Annotated in this window: 15 protein-coding genes and 3 pseudogenes; 11 read left to right on the top strand and 7 right to left on the bottom strand. The window is 64.5% G+C overall.

Features of this window, described 5'->3' with window-relative positions:
• Positions 1-46 precede the first annotated feature (46 nt).
• From dnaK to IMZ29_RS00155, 3 genes and pseudogenes are all read left to right on the top strand, one after another.
• Positions 47-1,980, top strand: a pseudogene (dnaK, locus tag IMZ29_RS00165) (molecular chaperone DnaK).
• 98 nt (positions 1,981-2,078) lie between these two features.
• Positions 2,079-3,200: a molecular chaperone DnaJ gene (gene dnaJ / locus IMZ29_RS00160; protein WP_216179005.1), complete on the top strand. Its 1,122-nt coding sequence runs from the start codon at positions 2,079-2,081 to the stop codon at positions 3,198-3,200.
• An 82-nt stretch (positions 3,201-3,282) separates the two neighbouring features.
• Entirely contained in the window at positions 3,283-4,542 is a 1,260-nt protein-coding gene (locus IMZ29_RS00155) for a response regulator (RefSeq protein WP_216179003.1), read from the top strand.
• 72 nt (positions 4,543-4,614) lie between these two features.
• Here the strand turns inward: IMZ29_RS00155 and IMZ29_RS00150 are convergent, their stop codons facing one another.
• From IMZ29_RS00150 to IMZ29_RS00140, 3 genes are all read right to left on the bottom strand, one after another.
• On the bottom strand, positions 4,615-4,932 hold the full coding sequence (locus IMZ29_RS00150) for a BON domain-containing protein (RefSeq protein WP_216179001.1): 318 nt from the start codon (positions 4,930-4,932) through the stop codon (positions 4,615-4,617).
• Positions 4,933-5,033: 101 nt separating this feature from the next.
• Positions 5,034-6,512 carry an RNA polymerase factor sigma-54 gene (locus tag IMZ29_RS00145; protein WP_216178999.1) on the bottom strand — a complete coding sequence of 493 codons (1,479 nt, stop codon included), beginning with the start codon at positions 6,510-6,512 and terminating at the stop codon, positions 5,034-5,036.
• A gap of 128 nt (positions 6,513-6,640) precedes the next feature.
• Complete coding sequence (locus tag IMZ29_RS00140; RefSeq protein ID WP_216178997.1) at positions 6,641-6,856, bottom strand: hypothetical protein; 216 nt, start codon at positions 6,854-6,856, stop codon at positions 6,641-6,643.
• Here IMZ29_RS00140 and IMZ29_RS00135 point away from each other — a divergent pair.
• The 3 genes and pseudogenes from IMZ29_RS00135 (at position 6,855) to cls (ending at position 9,452) form a co-directional block, all read left to right on the top strand.
• Entirely contained in the window at positions 6,855-7,523 is a 669-nt protein-coding gene (locus IMZ29_RS00135; protein WP_216178995.1) for a BON domain-containing protein, read from the top strand. The genes IMZ29_RS00140 and IMZ29_RS00135 overlap by 2 nt on opposite strands.
• Before the next feature lie 49 nt (positions 7,524-7,572).
• Positions 7,573-7,944, top strand: coding sequence for a hypothetical protein (locus tag IMZ29_RS00130; RefSeq protein ID WP_216178993.1), 372 nt, complete (start codon positions 7,573-7,575; stop codon positions 7,942-7,944).
• A gap of 106 nt (positions 7,945-8,050) precedes the next feature.
• A pseudogene (cls, locus tag IMZ29_RS00125) lies at positions 8,051-9,452 on the top strand (cardiolipin synthase).
• A gap of 16 nt (positions 9,453-9,468) precedes the next feature.
• Here the strand turns inward: cls and IMZ29_RS00120 are convergent.
• Complete coding sequence (locus tag IMZ29_RS00120) at positions 9,469-10,515, bottom strand: sigma-54 interaction domain-containing protein (RefSeq protein ID WP_216178989.1); 1,047 nt, start codon at positions 10,513-10,515, stop codon at positions 9,469-9,471.
• A gap of 199 nt (positions 10,516-10,714) precedes the next feature.
• On the opposite strand from IMZ29_RS00120, the pseudogene IMZ29_RS00115 reads away from it, so the two are divergent.
• Positions 10,715-12,123: pseudogene (locus IMZ29_RS00115) on the top strand (sigma-54-dependent transcriptional regulator).
• Between the two features lie 31 nt (positions 12,124-12,154).
• Positions 12,155-13,231 (top strand): sensor histidine kinase, encoded by a 1,077-nt coding sequence (locus tag IMZ29_RS00110; RefSeq protein ID WP_216178988.1) that lies wholly within the window; start codon positions 12,155-12,157, stop codon positions 13,229-13,231.
• A gap of 52 nt (positions 13,232-13,283) precedes the next feature.
• Here the strand turns inward: IMZ29_RS00110 and IMZ29_RS00105 are convergent, their stop codons facing one another.
• Both IMZ29_RS00105 and IMZ29_RS00100 read right to left on the bottom strand, forming a co-directional pair.
• Positions 13,284-13,538 carry a hypothetical protein gene (locus tag IMZ29_RS00105; RefSeq protein WP_216178986.1) on the bottom strand — a complete coding sequence of 85 codons (255 nt, stop codon included), beginning with the start codon at positions 13,536-13,538 and terminating at the stop codon, positions 13,284-13,286.
• Positions 13,535-13,801 carry a hypothetical protein gene (locus IMZ29_RS00100; protein WP_216178984.1) on the bottom strand — a complete coding sequence of 89 codons (267 nt, stop codon included), beginning with the start codon at positions 13,799-13,801 and terminating at the stop codon, positions 13,535-13,537. Before IMZ29_RS00100 ends, IMZ29_RS00105 begins: the two co-directional genes overlap by 4 nt.
• An 82-nt stretch (positions 13,802-13,883) precedes the next feature.
• Between IMZ29_RS00100 and IMZ29_RS00095 the strand changes: the two genes are divergently transcribed.
• Positions 13,884-14,096, top strand: coding sequence for a hypothetical protein (locus tag IMZ29_RS00095; protein WP_216178982.1), 213 nt, complete (start codon positions 13,884-13,886; stop codon positions 14,094-14,096).
• Positions 14,097-14,169: 73 nt separating this feature from the next.
• On the opposite strand, the gene IMZ29_RS00090 is transcribed toward IMZ29_RS00095, so the two are convergent.
• Positions 14,170-14,616 carry an META domain-containing protein gene (locus tag IMZ29_RS00090; RefSeq protein WP_216178980.1) on the bottom strand — a complete coding sequence of 149 codons (447 nt, stop codon included), beginning with the start codon at positions 14,614-14,616 and terminating at the stop codon, positions 14,170-14,172.
• Between the two features lie 85 nt (positions 14,617-14,701).
• Here IMZ29_RS00090 and IMZ29_RS00085 point away from each other — a divergent pair, with 85 nt between their 5' ends.
• Together IMZ29_RS00085 and IMZ29_RS00080 are read left to right on the top strand one after the other, a co-directional pair.
• Positions 14,702-15,247, top strand: coding sequence for a glutathione peroxidase (locus IMZ29_RS00085; protein ID WP_216178978.1), 546 nt, complete (start codon positions 14,702-14,704; stop codon positions 15,245-15,247).
• 130 nt (positions 15,248-15,377) lie between these two features.
• Positions 15,378-16,064: a DUF4142 domain-containing protein gene (locus IMZ29_RS00080; protein WP_216178977.1), complete on the top strand. Its 687-nt coding sequence runs from the start codon at positions 15,378-15,380 to the stop codon at positions 16,062-16,064.
• Positions 16,065-16,089: the final 25 nt, after the last annotated feature.

The raw sequence follows: 16,089 nt of genomic DNA, 5'->3' as shown, positions 1-16,089 counted from the left end.
AACATTCCCGGCATCCCACCTAATTTCTCATCAGGACACGAACATCATGGGCAAGATCATTGGTATCGACCTGGGCACCACCAACAGCTGCGTGGCTGTGCTCGACGGCGGCCAGGTCAAGATCATCGAGAACGCCGAGGGCGGTCGCACCACCCCCTCGATCATCGCCTACATGGAAGATGGCGAGACGCTCGTCGCGCGCCGGCCAAGCGCCAGGCCGTGACGAACCCGCGCAATACGCTGTATGCCGTCAAGCGCCTCATCGGCCGCAAGTTCGAAGAAAAGGCCGTGCAGAAGGACATCGACCTGATGCCCTACCAGATCGTCAAGGCCGACAACGGCGACGCCTGGGTGCAGGTGCGTGACAACAAGCTGGCGCCCCCGCAGGTGTCGGCCGAAGTGCTGCGCAAGATGAAGAAGACCGCCGAGGACTACCTGGGCGAGGAAGTGACCGAGGCCGTGATCACGGTGCCCGCGTACTTCAACGACAGCCAGCGTCAGGCGACCAAGGACGCCGGCCGCATCGCTGGCCTGGAAGTCAAGCGCATCATCAACGAACCGACCGCGGCTGCCCTGGCCTTCGGCCTGGACAAGGCGGAGAAGGGCGACCGCAAGATCGCGGTGTATGACCTGGGCGGCGGTACCTTCGACGTGTCGATCATCGAGATCGCCGACGTCGACGGCGAGAAGCAGTTTGAAGTGCTCTCCACCAACGGCGACACGTTCCTGGGCGGCGAAGACTTCGACCAGCGCATCATCGACTACATCATCGCCGAGTTCAAGAAGGAACAAGGCGTCGATCTGGGCAAGGACGTGCTGGCGCTGCAGCGCCTGAAGGAAGCCGCCGAGAAGGCCAAGATCGAGCTGTCCTCGGCCCAGCAGACGGAAATCAACCTGCCGTACATCACGGCCGACGCCTCCGGTCCGAAGCACCTGAACCTGAAGATCACGCGCGCCAAGCTCGAAGCGCTGGTCGAGGACCTGATCGCCCGCACGATCGAGCCCTGCCGCATCGCCATCAAGGATGCCGGTGTCAAGGTGTCGGACATCGACGACGTGATCCTGGTGGGCGGCATGACCCGCATGCCCAAGGTGCAGGAGAAGGTCAAGGAATTCTTCGGCCGCGATCCGCGCAAGGACGTGAACCCGGACGAAGCCGTGGCCGCCGGTGCTGCGATCCAGGGCTCGGTGCTGTCGGGCGACCGCAAGGACGTGCTGCTGCTGGACGTCACCCCGCTGTCCCTGGGTATCGAAACCCTGGGTGGCGTGATGACCAAGATGATCACCAAGAACACCACGATCCCGACCAAGTTCTCGCAGGTCTTCTCGACCGCCGACGACAATCAGCCGGCCGTGACCATCAAGGTGTTCCAGGGCGAGCGTGAGATCGCTGCGGGCAACAAGGGCCTGGGTGAATTCAACCTCGAAGGCATCCCGCCCGCCGCGCGTGGCACGCCGCAGATCGAAGTCACCTTCGACATCGATGCCAACGGCATCCTGCACGTGTCGGCCAAGGACAAGGGCACCGGCAAGGAAAACAAGATCACCATCAAGGCCAACTCCGGCCTGACGGAAGACGAGATCCAGCGCATGGTCCAGGACGCCGAGGCCAATGCGGTCGAGGACAAGAAGGTGGCCGAGCTGGCGCTGGCGCGCAACCAGGCCGATGGCCTCGTGCACGCCACGCGCAAGTCGCTGACCGAGTACGGCGACAAGCTCGAAGCCGGTGAGAAGGAAGCCATCGAAGCCGCCATCACGGATCTCGAGGGCGTGCTGAAGGATGGCGACAAGGCGCAGATCGACGAGAAGGTCGAAGCGCTGTCCACGGCGTCGCAGAAGCTCGGCGAGAAGATGTATGCCGACATGCAGGCCCAGCAGCAAGCGGGCGCGGCGCCCGTCGGCGAACAGCCGCAGCAGGCCAAGCCGGCCGACGACAACGTCGTCGATGCCGACTTCAAGGAAGTCAAGCGCGACGCTTGATCGATCCTTTTTCGTGAGTGCGGCGAACCGCATCATTCCTACGGGCGTGATGCGGTTCGCTTTGGCATTCTGCTTTGAATGATGACGTGAACACGACGATGGCCAAACGCGATTTCTACGAAGTGCTCGGTGTTGCCAAGAACGCCTCGGACGACGAACTGAAGAAGGCCTACCGCAAGCTGGCGATGAAATACCATCCGGACCGCAATCCGGACAACAAGCAGGCGGAGGAGAAATTCAAGGAAGCCAAGGAGGCGTACGAGGTCCTGTCCGACTCGCAGAAACGCGGCGCCTATGATCGCTTCGGCCATGCCGGTGTGGATCCGTCGGCCGGTGGCGGCGGGGGGGGCAATGCCCATTTTGCCGACGCGTTCGGCGACATCTTCGGCGAGATCTTCGGCGGTGGCCGCGGCCGCGGTGGTGGCGGACCCCAGGTGTATCGTGGCGCCGACCTGCGCTATGGCATGGAGATCACGCTCGAGCAGGCAGCCCAGGGCTTCGACACGGAGATCCGTGTGCCGAGCTGGGAATCCTGCGAGGTGTGCGACGGCTCGGGCGCCAAGCCTGGCACCCAGGCCAAGACCTGCGGCACCTGCGGCGGCGCGGGGGCGGTGCGCATGCAGCAGGGCTTCTTCAGCGTGCAACAGACCTGCCCGACCTGCCACGGCAGCGGCAAGGTGATCCCAGACCCCTGCACGGCGTGCGATGGGGTGGGGCGCACGAAGAAGAACAAGACCCTGCAGGTCAAGATCCCGGCCGGAATCGACGATGGCATGCGCATCCGCTCGTCCGGCAACGGCGAACCCGGCGTGAATGGTGGCCCCCCGGGCGATCTGTACGTCGAGGTGCGTATCAAGGCGCACGACATCTTCCAGCGCGAGAACGACGATCTGCATTGTGAGTTGCCGATCTCCTTCACGACGGCAGCACTGGGAGGCGACATCCAGGTGCCGACGCTCAATGGCCGCGCCGAGATCACGGTGCCCGAAGGTACGCAGAGCGGCAAGACCTTCCGCTTGCGCGGCAAGGGCATCCGCGGGGTGCGCTCGAGTTATCCCGGGGATCTTTACTGCCACGTGACGGTCGAAACGCCGGTACGCTTGACCGATGACCAGAAGGCCATCCTTCAGCAGTTCGCCGATTCGCTCAACGAGGGCGGATCCAAGCATTCGCCGCAGAGCAAGTCCTGGACGGAACGCGTCAAATCTTTCTTTAGTTGAACCGGGGGGCGCCTCGCGCGCCCCGTCTTACGCTAGCCTCGCGCGGGTGATCGCTGCCCGCCGATTGTGGGAGAGCCGCCGCATGCGCTCCGCCATCGACTATCGCAAGGTCTTCGAGGCCTTGCCATTCCCGTGTGCGCTGCTGTCGCGCGATCTCGTCGTGCAGACCGCCAACGCCGCATACGTCCAGGCATTGGGGATGAGCGAGGCCGCGCTGCAGGGTGGCAAGCTCGTCGATGTGTTGCACATGCCGGACGATGCCGAAGCCGACGCCTTGCGCGAAAGCCTTTATGCGCCGCTCTTTCACGGTCATGCCGACACGGCTATGCTCACGGTCACCACGGCGACGGCCCAGGGCACAGCGCGCCAGTGGCGTGTCGTGAACGTGCCGCTGCCCGCCGAGGGCGACAGCCCCGAAGGCATCCTGCATTGCCTCTTGCCTTGCGATGACCAGCGGTCGGTCAGTGCCGCATTGGCGGGGTTGCCGGCTGTCGCGGCCGACGCGGGCGAGGCCGAAGACGCGAGTGCGCCCGGCGCCGACGACACGTTCGGTGCGTCGACGGTGCTGGTCGTGGTCGACGAGCGCACGGTACGTGCGCAGGTGTGTCAGTATCTGCGAACGCAAGGCCATCGCGTGATCGAGGCTGCCGATGTGGCGGCTGCAATCGCCGCGCTGGCCGAGCGCGAGCCCATCGATCTCATCTTCGTGGATACCGCGCGCAACGTGGACGAGCTCGCCAGCGTGGCATTCGGCCTGAGCGACGACCTGGATCTGCTCGCTGCCGCGCACGCCGGCCAGACCGACGCTGCCGCGCCAGGCTGCACGTTGCTGCGCCGACCTTACACGCTGCTCGAGCTGGGCAGCAGTGCGCATCACCTGTTGCGCAACCGCGAGCAGCGTCTGCTGCTGCGCCAGGCGACGGCGCCCCGCAGCCAGCGTGAAACCTATGCCCCGCACGCCTCCGACGCCCAGGCCCCGTCGGCCGAGTCCTTGCGCATTCTGATCGTCGAGGACAGCACCGAGACGCGGGAAGCGACGACTGAGCTACTGGAATTGCTGGGCCATATGGTCACGGGCGTGTCCAGTGCCGAGCAGGCGCTGGACATTCTCGCAAGTGGAGCGGAGTTCGACGTCCTGTGCAGCGATCTCAACCTGCCCGACATGTCTGGTGCCCAGCTTGCCCGCGTGGCGCGTGAGATGCGGCCCACCATGGGCATTGTCTTCGCCTCCGGCGCGCGCACGCTTGGGCAGCAAGCCCAGGGTGAACGCACGGTGTCGCTGCCTAAGCCGTACACGCTCGCCTCGCTCGAGCGAGCGCTGCATCAGGCGATGGGGTCCTAGCGCTGTCGTCGAGCCAAAAAAAGGGCGACCCTCGGGTCGCCCTTTGACTGAGCGGGCCTTGCGGCCCGGTACTCAGCGCGCCGTGCGCAGACGGATGTCGTTGCGAACGTCCTTCACGCCTTCCACGCCACGCGCGATCTGCACGGCACGGTTGGCGGATTCGCGCGAGTCGGCGAAGCCGCTCAGTTGGACCACGCCCCGGAAGGTTTCGACATTCACGTCGAGCGCGCTGACCTTCTCGTCATTGACGAAAGCCAGCTTCACGCGCGCGGTGATGGCGGTGTCACCCGTGTACTCGCCGGTGCTCCGGGTCGTGTCGGTGGCCGCACAAGCGGCGAGTACGAACGACACGCCAAACAGGGCAAACCACTTCAGGATTCTAGTCAGCATCTTGGGACTCCAGGTTGTACAAAAAATGGCCGGGCGATTCAGGTGACACTCGGCAGTTCACGAAAAGCAATCGGCGTGCCCGACAGTAAGAGTGTGCCTGATCACAGTTGACGGCGCAGTTCTGCAGGCGGCACCTTCATCAAGGTACGGTACTTGGACACGGTGCGTCGGGCCACGATCACGCCTTGCTTGGCCAGCATCTGGGTGAGCGTCACGTCCGACAGGGGGGCGGTCGTATCCTCACCCGCGATGAGTTCCTTGATGAGTGCACGCACTGCGGTGGTCGAGCAGGTGCCACCTGTCTCGGTGGAGAGCTCACGCGAGAAGAAATGCTTGAATTCGAAGATGCCACGCGGCGTGGCCATGTACTTGTTGCCCGTGGCGCGCGAGACGGTGGATTCGTGCAGACCGAGTTCCTCGGCGACTTCACGCAACACCAGCGGCTTAAGGGCGACTTCGCCGTACTCGAAAAAGGTGCGCTGGTGCGCAACGATCGCCTCGGCCACGCGCTGGATGGTGGTGAAGCGCTGCTCGACGTTGCGAATGAGCCAGCGGGCCTCCTGCAGCTCTTGCGCCATCGGTGCGCGGTCGTTGCAGCGGGCCTGGCGGAACATGCTGGCGTAGGTGCTGTGCAGTCGCGCGCGAGGCATGACCGCGGGGTTGGTATCCACCATCCAACGACCCTTTACCTTGCGCACGATCACGTCCGGGATGATGTGATGCGCTTCTTCGCGAGCGAAGCGAAGGCCCGGCTTGGGATTCAGGCTACGGATGAGAAGGCAGGCTTCACGCAGCGTGTCCTCGTCGCAGGCGGCGATGCGCAGCATCTCTGCCTGGTTGCGTCGCGCCAGGTGCTCCAGGCCCTTGCTGCTGACCAGGCGCAGCGCGGCCTCGCGCCCCGGGACTGTCTTCTCGAGGGCGTCGAGCTGCAATCGAAGACATTCGTTCAGGTCTCGCGCCGCAAGGCCGGGAGCATCGAGCTGCTGCACCAGCCGCAGGGCGGTGTTCCATTCGCTTTCCGACGGCACTGGATCCGCGTCGAAGATAGCGGCCAGTTCGTCGAAGTCCTGACGCAGATACCCGTCATCGTCCAGCGCTTCGATGAGTACGTGCGCCAGAGCTTGGTCACGCTCTGAGAGTCGATAGCCAGCCAACTCGCGATGCAGATGTTCGCGCAGGTCGGGCGTGCAGCGCATCCACTCGCCGAGGTCGGTGCGCTCGTCATCGCCACTGCCTCGGGAGCTGGGGAAGTCGCCGGAGTATTCGCTGGGCGGATCGTAGGACGCGTCCAGATCGGAGGCGGGCTCGGGGGCGACTTCCGTCGGCGTGACTTCGCTGGTGTCTGGCAGCGGCAGGTCCGGCACGTCGGTCGGCACGGCAGCTTCGGCAGTTGCCATGTCCGGCAGCGGGGCGTCTTCGTCGTCGCCCGCTTCCTCGAGGAAGGGGTTGGTTGCCAGCGCCTGGCGCAATTCCTGCGTGAATTCAACGGCAGACATCTGCAGCAGCTTGACGGATTGCTGCAGACGCGGCGTCAGAATCGTCTGCTGTTTGGCGCGCAAGTCGTAGGTGGCGTGTATCAACTCGATCTCCGATGTCCTGGTATTGCGGGGACGGCGGCGTCGAAACCCCCGTGCATGGATGGGTAGGTGCAAGACCTATGCCAATTTTGTTTTTTGGAGGGCTGGGCACGCGATTTGCCGCATGCTGCCTAGGGTGACAACCCTCCAACCAGCAGCGCGACGATCGGCTTCAACTTGCCTAGAGACGCGCTCAGCCGCAACGAAATTACAAACCCTGCAAGTTCTTCGTGGCCGCGCTGGCCGCCGCGAGGCTGCAAACTGTTCATGTCGGAATCGCCTACGGGTAACACCGTCATACGGCACAGCACTTGCGGAGTTGGCAACATGATCAGGAGGGAAGCCATGACAGCCAAGCCATCATCGACGCCGCGTACGAGCGCCAAAGCCGAAGACCATTGGCATGAGCGTCACCAGCAGGGTGCCGTGGGCGGTTACGGCACCTACGGTGGGGCTCAGGACCAGATCCCGGAAGTCGAAAGCGCTGCGCCGCTGGACGAGCAGCAGCCGCGTGTGCCCGTCAGCCCGCGCTCAGGCGAGCGCCGGCATGACGAGGGCGAGCCCTATCGACAAGAGCGTGTGCAGGGCGGCACGGCAACCGGCTTCGAGCCGTCGCCAGGCAATCCGGCCGCCGACGATCAAATGTCTGGACAATTTGCCGGCGCTGATGCCACCACGTCTGCGACACCAGCAGCCCGCCAGCACGGTGGGCAGGCCGGTGACGAGACAGAGGGTGATGCCCTGTCGACCCACCTGACGGCACAGCTGGCGAAGGCAGGATTTGGCAACGCTCAGGTCAAAGTGAGCTGCGCAAACGGCAATGTAATGCTGACGGGCCGTGTGGCCGACGCAGGCACGAAAGCTGCGATCACCCAAGTCATACGTCACGCTGCAGGCAATGCCCGCATCGACGACGGAATCGAAGTCCACGGCCAGCAAGGCCCATCTGCCCAAGGGCAGGGTCTTGCAGCGGCAACGGACGAATATGCGGTGCTGAACGGCCGTCAGGTCTGAAGCTCGTGAAAGCAAGGGGCCTTTCGGTCCTCAACTCTAGGAGGTAATTATGCAAGTGAAACGTGTCCTTCAAGGTACCCTCGGTGCAATCGCCATGGCCACGGTCTTCAGCGTGTCTGCGCAGACCAGCGAAGGCAGCCGTGCGAATCCTCCCACCCCCAGCCCCCCCACGACGGCCACGCCGAATGCGGATGCTCAGAACACGACGGGCGGCACGCATGATCGTGGCATGAACCACCAGACCACCACCAACACGGGCAATGTGGGCACCGATCCTGCCATGACCCCGGGTGCTCCGGCTGGTCCGGGCGCCACGCCGGGTGCCGCCACGCCGGGTACGGCTGGCACGCAATCCGGTTCCACCGCCGTGAACCCGACGAAGCCGGGTGCTGCTGCGGAGCCCACCACGCGTTCGAACTAAACTGCGTGAGTGGAGCGGTCGGCACTGCCGACCGATCTTACGCCCTGCTGATACGCTCAGCAGGGCGTTTTTGCGTGAAGACGCAGTGTCACAGGCGAGGCAGGTGATGAAGCGGGTCCTGAAGGTGGTGTCTGTCGCGGTGTCCGCGCTCCTGCTCAGCCATTGCGCGAGCTTGCCGGAGGTGTCGGATGAGCTGCCGGCAGCGGCCGAAGTCCGAATCTCCTCGGAGCGGGGTTGGCTGAGTTACCGCAATAGCCGACAGATCATCGACAAGCTGGGCGAGGGCGCTCGCGGCGAGGACTTTCTCGCGGCCCACCTGCGTGTCGAAGAGGCAGTGGCGGGTGCACCGTTGACCGCAGGTAATCGCGTCGAGATCCTGGACGACGGGCCACGCACCTACGAGTCCATGTACAAGGCCATCCGTCAGGCGCGGCACTACATCCACCTGGAGACGTACATCTTCGAGGGCGACGAGGTTGGCCTGCGGCTGGCCAAGCTGCTTGCCGACAAGCGTGCGGAGGGTGTGGCCGTTGCGGTGATGGTTGACGGGATCGGCACGATCGGCACGCCGACGGCCCTCTTTGACACGATGCGCGAGGCTGGGATCCAGATCGTCGTCTTCAATCCGGTCAATCCGCTGGCGGCACGCACCGCCGCCTGGTCGCTCAACAAACGCAACCACCGCAAGATCCTCGTCGTGGATGGGCAAGTAGGATTTACCGGCGGGATCAACATCAGTGGCGTCTATGCGTCTTCTTCGGGTGGCGGCAGCGGCAAGGCCGCACGGGAGAATGCCGCCCAATCGGGGAGCGACGAGCCGCCCTGGCGCGATACCCACGTGCGAATCGAGGGGCCTGCCGTGGCGCAACTCGAGACGGTGTTTCTGAGCGGCTGGCAATTGCAGAAGGGCCCACCGCTGCCACCCGGTGAATATTTTCCTCAGGTGCCCGCGGACGGTGAGCACGTGGTGCGCATCATCGCGAACGATCCGCAAGCGCCGGACGGCTACACCGTCTACCTCACGTTGATGTCGGCGCTCTCGAGCGCACAGCGCAGCATCCACATCACGATGGCGTACTTCGTGCCGGATCCCGCCTTCATCCAGGCGCTCAAGGACGCCGCAGGACGCGGCGTGTCTGTGGTGCTCGTGCTGCCCGAGATCTCGGATTCCTCGCTCGTCCTGCACGCAGGCAGATCGCATTATGGCGATCTGCTGGAAGGGGGCGTGAAGATCTACGAGCGCAATGGCGCACTCCTGCATGCCAAGACCGCGGTCGTCGACGGTGTATGGTCAACCGTCGGCTCGAGCAACCTCGATTGGCGCAGCTTTGCCTTGAACTATGAGGTGAATGCCGTGATTCTTGGTCGGGCGTTCGGTGAGCGCATGGAAGCGCTCTTTCGGGATGACGTCGCCAAATCGACCGAGGTGACGCTGGCACAGTGGCGCGAGCGTGGGGTGGGCCCGCATGATGGAGTTGCTCGGCCGGATGGCCGAGCGCTGGCTCTGAGCTGACAGCCAGCGGATCAGAGCGAAGACGACTCCTGCGGCACGCCGTTGTAGGCCTCGAGCCGGTTGTAGAGGGTCTTCAGGCTGATGCCGAGCGTACGGGCGGTCTCGCGCTTGTCGCCCTGGAAGTGGCCGAGCATGCCGAGGATGAGCTCACGCTGCGCATCGGCGAGCGAGATACCCACGGGCAACTGCAGACAGCCGTCCTGCCAGCTGACACGGCTGGACGCCGTGCGCGCCTGCCCGGGCGTGGGCAGATCGATGACACGGTCGGCCAGGATGAAGGCGCGATACAACGTATTGCGCAGCTCACGCACGTTGCCTGGCCAGGGATACCCCTGCAGCACGTCGAGCGACTTGGTCGACAGCGTCTTGGGTGTCTTCTCGTTGTTGTTGAAGACGGACACGAAACGGCGGGCAAGCAGTGGGACATCGCCGTCGCGCTCGCGCAGCGGCGGCACCCGCAACGGAAAGACCGCCAGTCGGTAGAACAGATCCTCCCGCATCAGACCATCGGCCACGGCCTGCTGGGGATCGCGGTTGGTGGCGGCCACGATGCGCACGTCCGCCTTCATTTCTTCCGTGCCGCCCACGCGATGGAACGTGCCCGCTTCCAACACACGCAGCAGCTTGGTCTGCATGTCGATGGGCATTTCCGTCACTTCGTCCAGGAAGAGCGTGCCACCTGCGGCGTGCTCGAAGTACCCTGGCGCCTGCTGCAGGGCACCCGTGAAGCTGCCTTTCTCGTGGCCGAAGAGTTCGGCTTCGATCAGGCTCGCGGGAATCGCGCCGCAATTGACGGGAACGAAAGGCTTGCCCGCACGCGCGCTCTTGTCATGCACGGTGCGCGCGACGAGTTCCTTGCCAGTGCCGCTCTCACCAACGATCAGCACGGTGGCCATCGACATGGCGACGCGCTCGATCTGGCGGTATAAGGCCTGCATGGCGTCCGACGTGCCGTAGAGCAGCCCGAAGGGCGGCGGTCCTGCATCGGTCGGAGCCTGGCTTCGCGAGGTCTTGCGGCTGCTGGGGCGACGGGTAAGCTGCGGGTCCGGAGAATTCATGTCAAACACGTGATGCAACGGGGAACGTCAACGGAGTATCGTACCGCGTTATCGCAACGAAGACCGTGATGCAGCACCTATGCGGGTTAGCGTGCGCGACTATCTCGAATCGTCACGTTTTGTTGCGGGCAAATGGCGCGGTCTCTTGGCAAACCGTGTATTTTCTACAGCTTTACCCAGCATCGGCAGGTGAACGGGCATGCCCCACGTATTGATCGTCGACGACGAACCCAACACTCTGGCCGCATTGGCAGAGATTATTTCCGCTGAAGGGTTCACAGTGGGCACCGCGCAGGATTTGCGCCAAGCCAAGATTCAGATGGTCCGGCAGACGCCGGATGTCATCCTCGCCGACTTGAAGCTGCCGGATGGCAACGGCATGGAGCTTTTCGAGGCGCTCGACCCCAAGGTGGCGGTCGAGTTCATCCTCATCACCGGACACGCGAGCGTGGAGAGCGCAGTGGATGCGTTGCGCCTGGGCGCGGCGGATTATCTGGTCAAGCCGATCAACATGCAGCGTCTGAAGACGGTGCTTGATCGCATCCCGCGCGCGGGTGATCTGAAGGCGGAGATCAGTTCGTTGCGTGGCGAACTGCGCCGCTTCGGCCGTTTCGGCCGCATGCTCGGCGGCTCGCCGGTCATGCAGAATCTCTACGATCAGATGAACAAGGTCGCGCCCACCGAAGCCACCGTGCTGCTGGTGGGCGAGAGCGGCACGGGCAAGGAGCTCGTGGCCCAGACGCTGCATGAGCTCAGCCTGCGCCGCAAGCATCCCTTCCTGCCCGTCAACTGTGGCGCGATCTCGCCCAACCTCATCGAGAGCGAGATGTTCGGCCACGAGCGTGGCAGCTTCACGGGCGCGGATCGCCAGCACAAGGGCTACTTCGAACGCGCGCACGGCGGCACGCTCTTTCTCGACGAGATCACGGAGATGCCGATCGAGTTGCAGGTCAAGCTCCTGCGGGTGCTCGAGACCGGCATGTTCATGCGCGTCGGTGTGAACAGAGAAATTGAGACGGATGTGAGAATCGTTGCGGCCACCAACCGCAATCCCGAGAAGGCCGTGGCCGAAGGCAAGCTGCGGGAGGATCTTTACCATCGCCTGAATGTGTTCCCGCTGTATCTGCCGCCGCTGCGCGAACGCGGCAAGGATGTGGAGCTCATCGCACAGAGTCTGCTGGAGCAGATGAACGCCGAGCACAAGACCGACAAGGTCATGGACCCGGATTTCGTCAGCGGCCTGATGCGGCACAGTTGGCCAGGCAATGTGCGCGAGTTGAAAAATTACATGCAACGCGCGTACATCATGCCGACGGGCCGGTAATCCTGCCCTCGTCCGTGCCCCTGCAAGTGTCGCCTGCACGCCCTGCGCCCGCCACGGTCGTGCCCATTGCCGTTGGCACATCTCTTGCTGAAGCGGACCGTCGCCTGATCCTGGCTACCTTGGAACAATGCGGCGGCGTGAAGAAGCGTGCCGCCGAAGTGCTCGGGATCAGCTTGAAGACGCTGTACAACCGGCTTGAAGAGTATGCCGCTGGCGGAGGTGCCGACGCGTCCCTGGATGGGGTCGATTCGGACGAATCGACCGACACGGCATCCTCAGTGTGAGGGGAATGTGGCAGGAAACGACCGTCAAGGGATGCCGATGACGACCGAGGCAGGTCAGACACCGGCGTTCGCGCTCGAAGTGGAACGCGCCATTGGTGGCATGCGGGTGCAGGCCCGTGATCGTCTGGTCGCCAGAGCTGCGCATGATCTGCGCTCGCCCCTCAATGGCATCCAGGGTTGGACCCACGTGTTGTCCAGCCGCCTGGGCCAGGAGGGCGGCATTGTCGCAAAGGCCCTAGACGGCATCCGCAGTGGTGTGCAGCAGCAGGTGCAGATGATCGGGGACCTCACCGACCTCCTGCAGGTGATGACGGGGGAGCTCACAATCGAGTTCGCGTCTGTAGACCCCTACGCTGCGCTGGAACGCGCGGCCGCCGATGCCGATGCCATGGCGCAAACGCGATCCGTGCAACTCGTGCTTGCCGAGCCCGTGGCCCATCCCGCGCTGTATGCCGATGCAGCTCGCCTGGCGCAGGCCCTTCGGTACGTGATCGTGCATTGCGTGCGATGTGGCATGGAGGGTGACGTCATCAGCCTGCGTGCAGAACGGTCCGACGACGCTACCGTGTTCCACATCGGGGACCCCGCCCCCCAAGGCGGCGCTGTGGCCGATCAGGTGATGACCAAGACGCCGGCGGCGTTGTTGCTGGCCGAGCGGCTCGTGGATCTGCATGGTGGGCGACTCGTGGCATTTGCGCTCGATGCAGATGGTATTCGGCAGGGTTACCGCGTTACCTTCCCCGATTCGGCCGCGTCGTTGTTGGCAAAGGATCCCCAGGCCTATCAACGCATTGCCAGCGTGCGGGCGCAGATGCCGCGCGATCCCTTGCGTGTGACGTTTCGCGCCGGTGTGCAAGGTGGCGATGCCCTGCACGCCATGCTGCGGGCACTGGGCTGCACCGTGCTGACCTCAGGCGAGGCCGATGCAACGCCGGCAGACGTCGAGCTGGTGGCAGTCGACGCGGACTGCGATAGCAGTGCGGGCAAGGGCTGCCTCCGTTGCAGCGATGGGTCGGTCACGCCGCCCGAGCCAGGCGTCTTGTCGGCGTCGTGCGATCCGCTGCAGGCAGCCGGCATGTTGCTGGCGGCTCGGCGGCGAGCAGCCTGAGCGCGACGGCACAGCGGGCGACCTGCCCGCTGACTTCAACGGCATGGGGTCCCTACGGCCCCCGTGCCGTTCGCAGTATGGCAATGATCGCGTATAGCGCTGCCATCGCCACGCCCAGGTAGGCCAAGCGCCACGCAGCCGTCTGGCTACCGAAAAGCGCCGACACCCCATCGACACCAAATGCCGCTGCTATCCATATCAGCGCACCGCCCAGCGACACCCCGAGCGCCACCAGGAACGTACTGCGCGGCAGCCGCGCCGGGCGGCTGCGCTGGGCTGCGTTCGCCGGATGGGAGAGGGCGTTCATGGTTGCGGATCCTCGGGGTCCGCGTCCTCGTCGAGCACCTTGTCGATATCGACGTCGTGCGCCTCGCCGCTATCCCGACGGTTGACGCTGGGGCGTTCGCCGGTGCCGGCCGCATCCGAGTCATTGTCCAGCCATTCCGCCGAACCGGTGCCTGCGACATCGCTGCCGCTGTCCGTCGAATCGCTGGGGCCGAGCGTGCGGGTGTCGCCGCCGGCGATCTCCGGGGTGCGCTCGCCGGTCTTGGTCAAGGAACTGTCTGCCATGGCATCTCTCCTGCGGCCAAATGTGCCGCGATGCTGATGCAGAGCAACCGCTGTTCCTGTGTGACGGCGATATAATGTGCGCATGACGACCGACACCGCTGCTCATGCTCTGGCCCCCGGCTACTACTGGTACGCCGTGGATTCCGATCCCTTTTGCGTGATGCATGTGCATGCGCACGGTGGTGCGAGCCTGATGGGCACGGACGACGAGGTGTCCGCCCATGACCTGGCGGCGCTGATCGCGCGCGGTTGCCAGATCGTGCGCATCGACCCGCCCATGGGTGCTGCGGTCTAAGCTGCGCACATCGTCGCCCCACGTGAAAACGGCAGCCCTTCGGGGCTGCCGTTCTGCTTTGCGCTCAACGCGTTCAGCCGGCCTGCTCGATCCGGAACGAGGAGGGCATCGAGCCGTGGCGGCGGAACGTCCAACGCTCGCCCTGGCCCCGGATGACGAGCGTGTCGCCCTCCTTGCGGAACTCAACGCCCTTCTCGAAGAGCCGGGTGGCGGCGTTGTCCACTGCCAGCAGTCCTTCTTCGCAGGCCATGCGCGTCCCGACGAAGCCCTTGGGCACGGTCAGGCGAGTGCCTTCCTGCACGTAACGACCCGACAGGGCATTGCAGCCATGCACATTGACGCGGCTTTCGAGGAACCGCAGTTCGACTGGCGGCGATTGGGGCACCGCCAGCGTCCGCCCGCTCACGGACACCAGCTGCCAGCGCGTGCCATCGAGGCCCGGTGCCTGCGCGGGGGGTTGCAGCGCGCACCCGACCAACCCGGCGGCCAGGACACTGGCAAAAATGGCTCGACATTGCATAATGTGCTTCCTTGTGACTGACAATGCGCCGCATTGGACGCACGATCTTATAACACCCCCGCCCACTTTCGCAGGAGAGGCCAGCATGACGACATCCCTTCAGGACATCCCCGTGAATCGCATCGATGGCAGTCCCGAGCGACTGGACGCCTACCGCGGCAAGGTCCTTCTCGTGGTCAACGTCGCCTCCAAGTGCGGCCTGACGCCGCAATACGCCGGCTTGCAGTCCCTGCATGAGCGCTTTGCACCGCAGGGCTTCTCCGTACTCGGCTTTCCGGCCAACGATTTCGGTGGCCAGGAGCCGGGCAGCAATGAAGAGATTCAGGGCTTTTGCTCGACGCAGTATGACGTGAAATTCCCGATGTTTGCCAAGATCGCCGTGACCGGCGAGGGCAAGCATCCGCTGTACCAGGCGCTGACTGCGGCAGCACCTGTCACGCCTGGGCGCGAGCGCATGGAGACGCGCTTGAAGGGCTTTGGCCGCACGCCCACCGAGGCGCCGGAAGTGGTGTGGAATTTCGAGAAGTTCCTGATTGGCAAAGATGGTCAGGTCGCTGCACGCTTTGCGCCGGACACGGCGCCGGATGCGCCCGAAGTCACGGCCGCCATCGAGAAGGCTCTGGCAGCCTGAAGGGGAACCGGGTGGCGGGCGCTCGCCGTCCGCCTGTCGATGTGACGGCATGCAGGCGGTTGAATGGGTGAGAGAACGGTGGCACGGGGGTTGCGATAAGCACTGCGTCACCAACCCAGGAGGAAACTTCATGTCACGCTGGAAACTCACCGTCATCGCCTGCGCCACCGCCGCCTTTGGCTTCACGGGCGCTGCCCATGCTGCCCAACCGGCCGCACAACCGGCCCAAGGCACGCAAGCTACCGCCGCGGCCCCTGCAGAAAGCAAGCTGTCGCGTGGCGACACCCGCTTCCTGCAGCGCGCTGCCCAATCCGGCAAGCTCGAGATCGAAGGCAGCCAACTCGCCGCCCAGCGCGCGCAGTCGCAAGAGGTCAAGGACTTCGCGCAGAAGATGGTCACGGATCACCAGGCCGTGGATCAGGAACTGCGCACGCTCGCGCAGGGCAAGGGCGTCGAGCTGCCCACCGATCTTCGCTGGGGCCAGAATCGCACCCTGAAGGGCTTGCAGAATCGTGAAGGTCACGACTTCGACGAACGCTATGTCGACAAGGTGGCCGTGGATGCGCACGAAGATGCGGTCGATCTCTTCGAGAACGCCGCCGAGGATGCTGACGACGCTCAGGTCAAGGCCTTCGCCGCCAAGGTGCTGCCCAACCTGAAGAGCCACCTCGCCATGGGCGAGCAACTCAAGCAGGCAGTCGACGCCAAGAAGGACAACGCGCCGGCCGCGGCTCCGGCCACGAGCAGTGGTTCGATGGGCGTGACGCCCGCCGCTCCTGCCGCGCCTGCTGCGGGCGCTGCCGGTACCAACCGCTAAGCGTTTGATGTCAGTGCCGGCCCGG

Origin of the sequence: Verticiella alkaliphila (assembly GCF_018904615.1) — a bacterium.
GTDB lineage: Bacteria > Pseudomonadota > Gammaproteobacteria > Burkholderiales > Burkholderiaceae_B > Verticiella > Verticiella alkaliphila.
The sequence above is the reverse complement of the archived record's forward strand: the minus strand, read 5'-3'. Positions and strand labels throughout refer to the sequence as shown.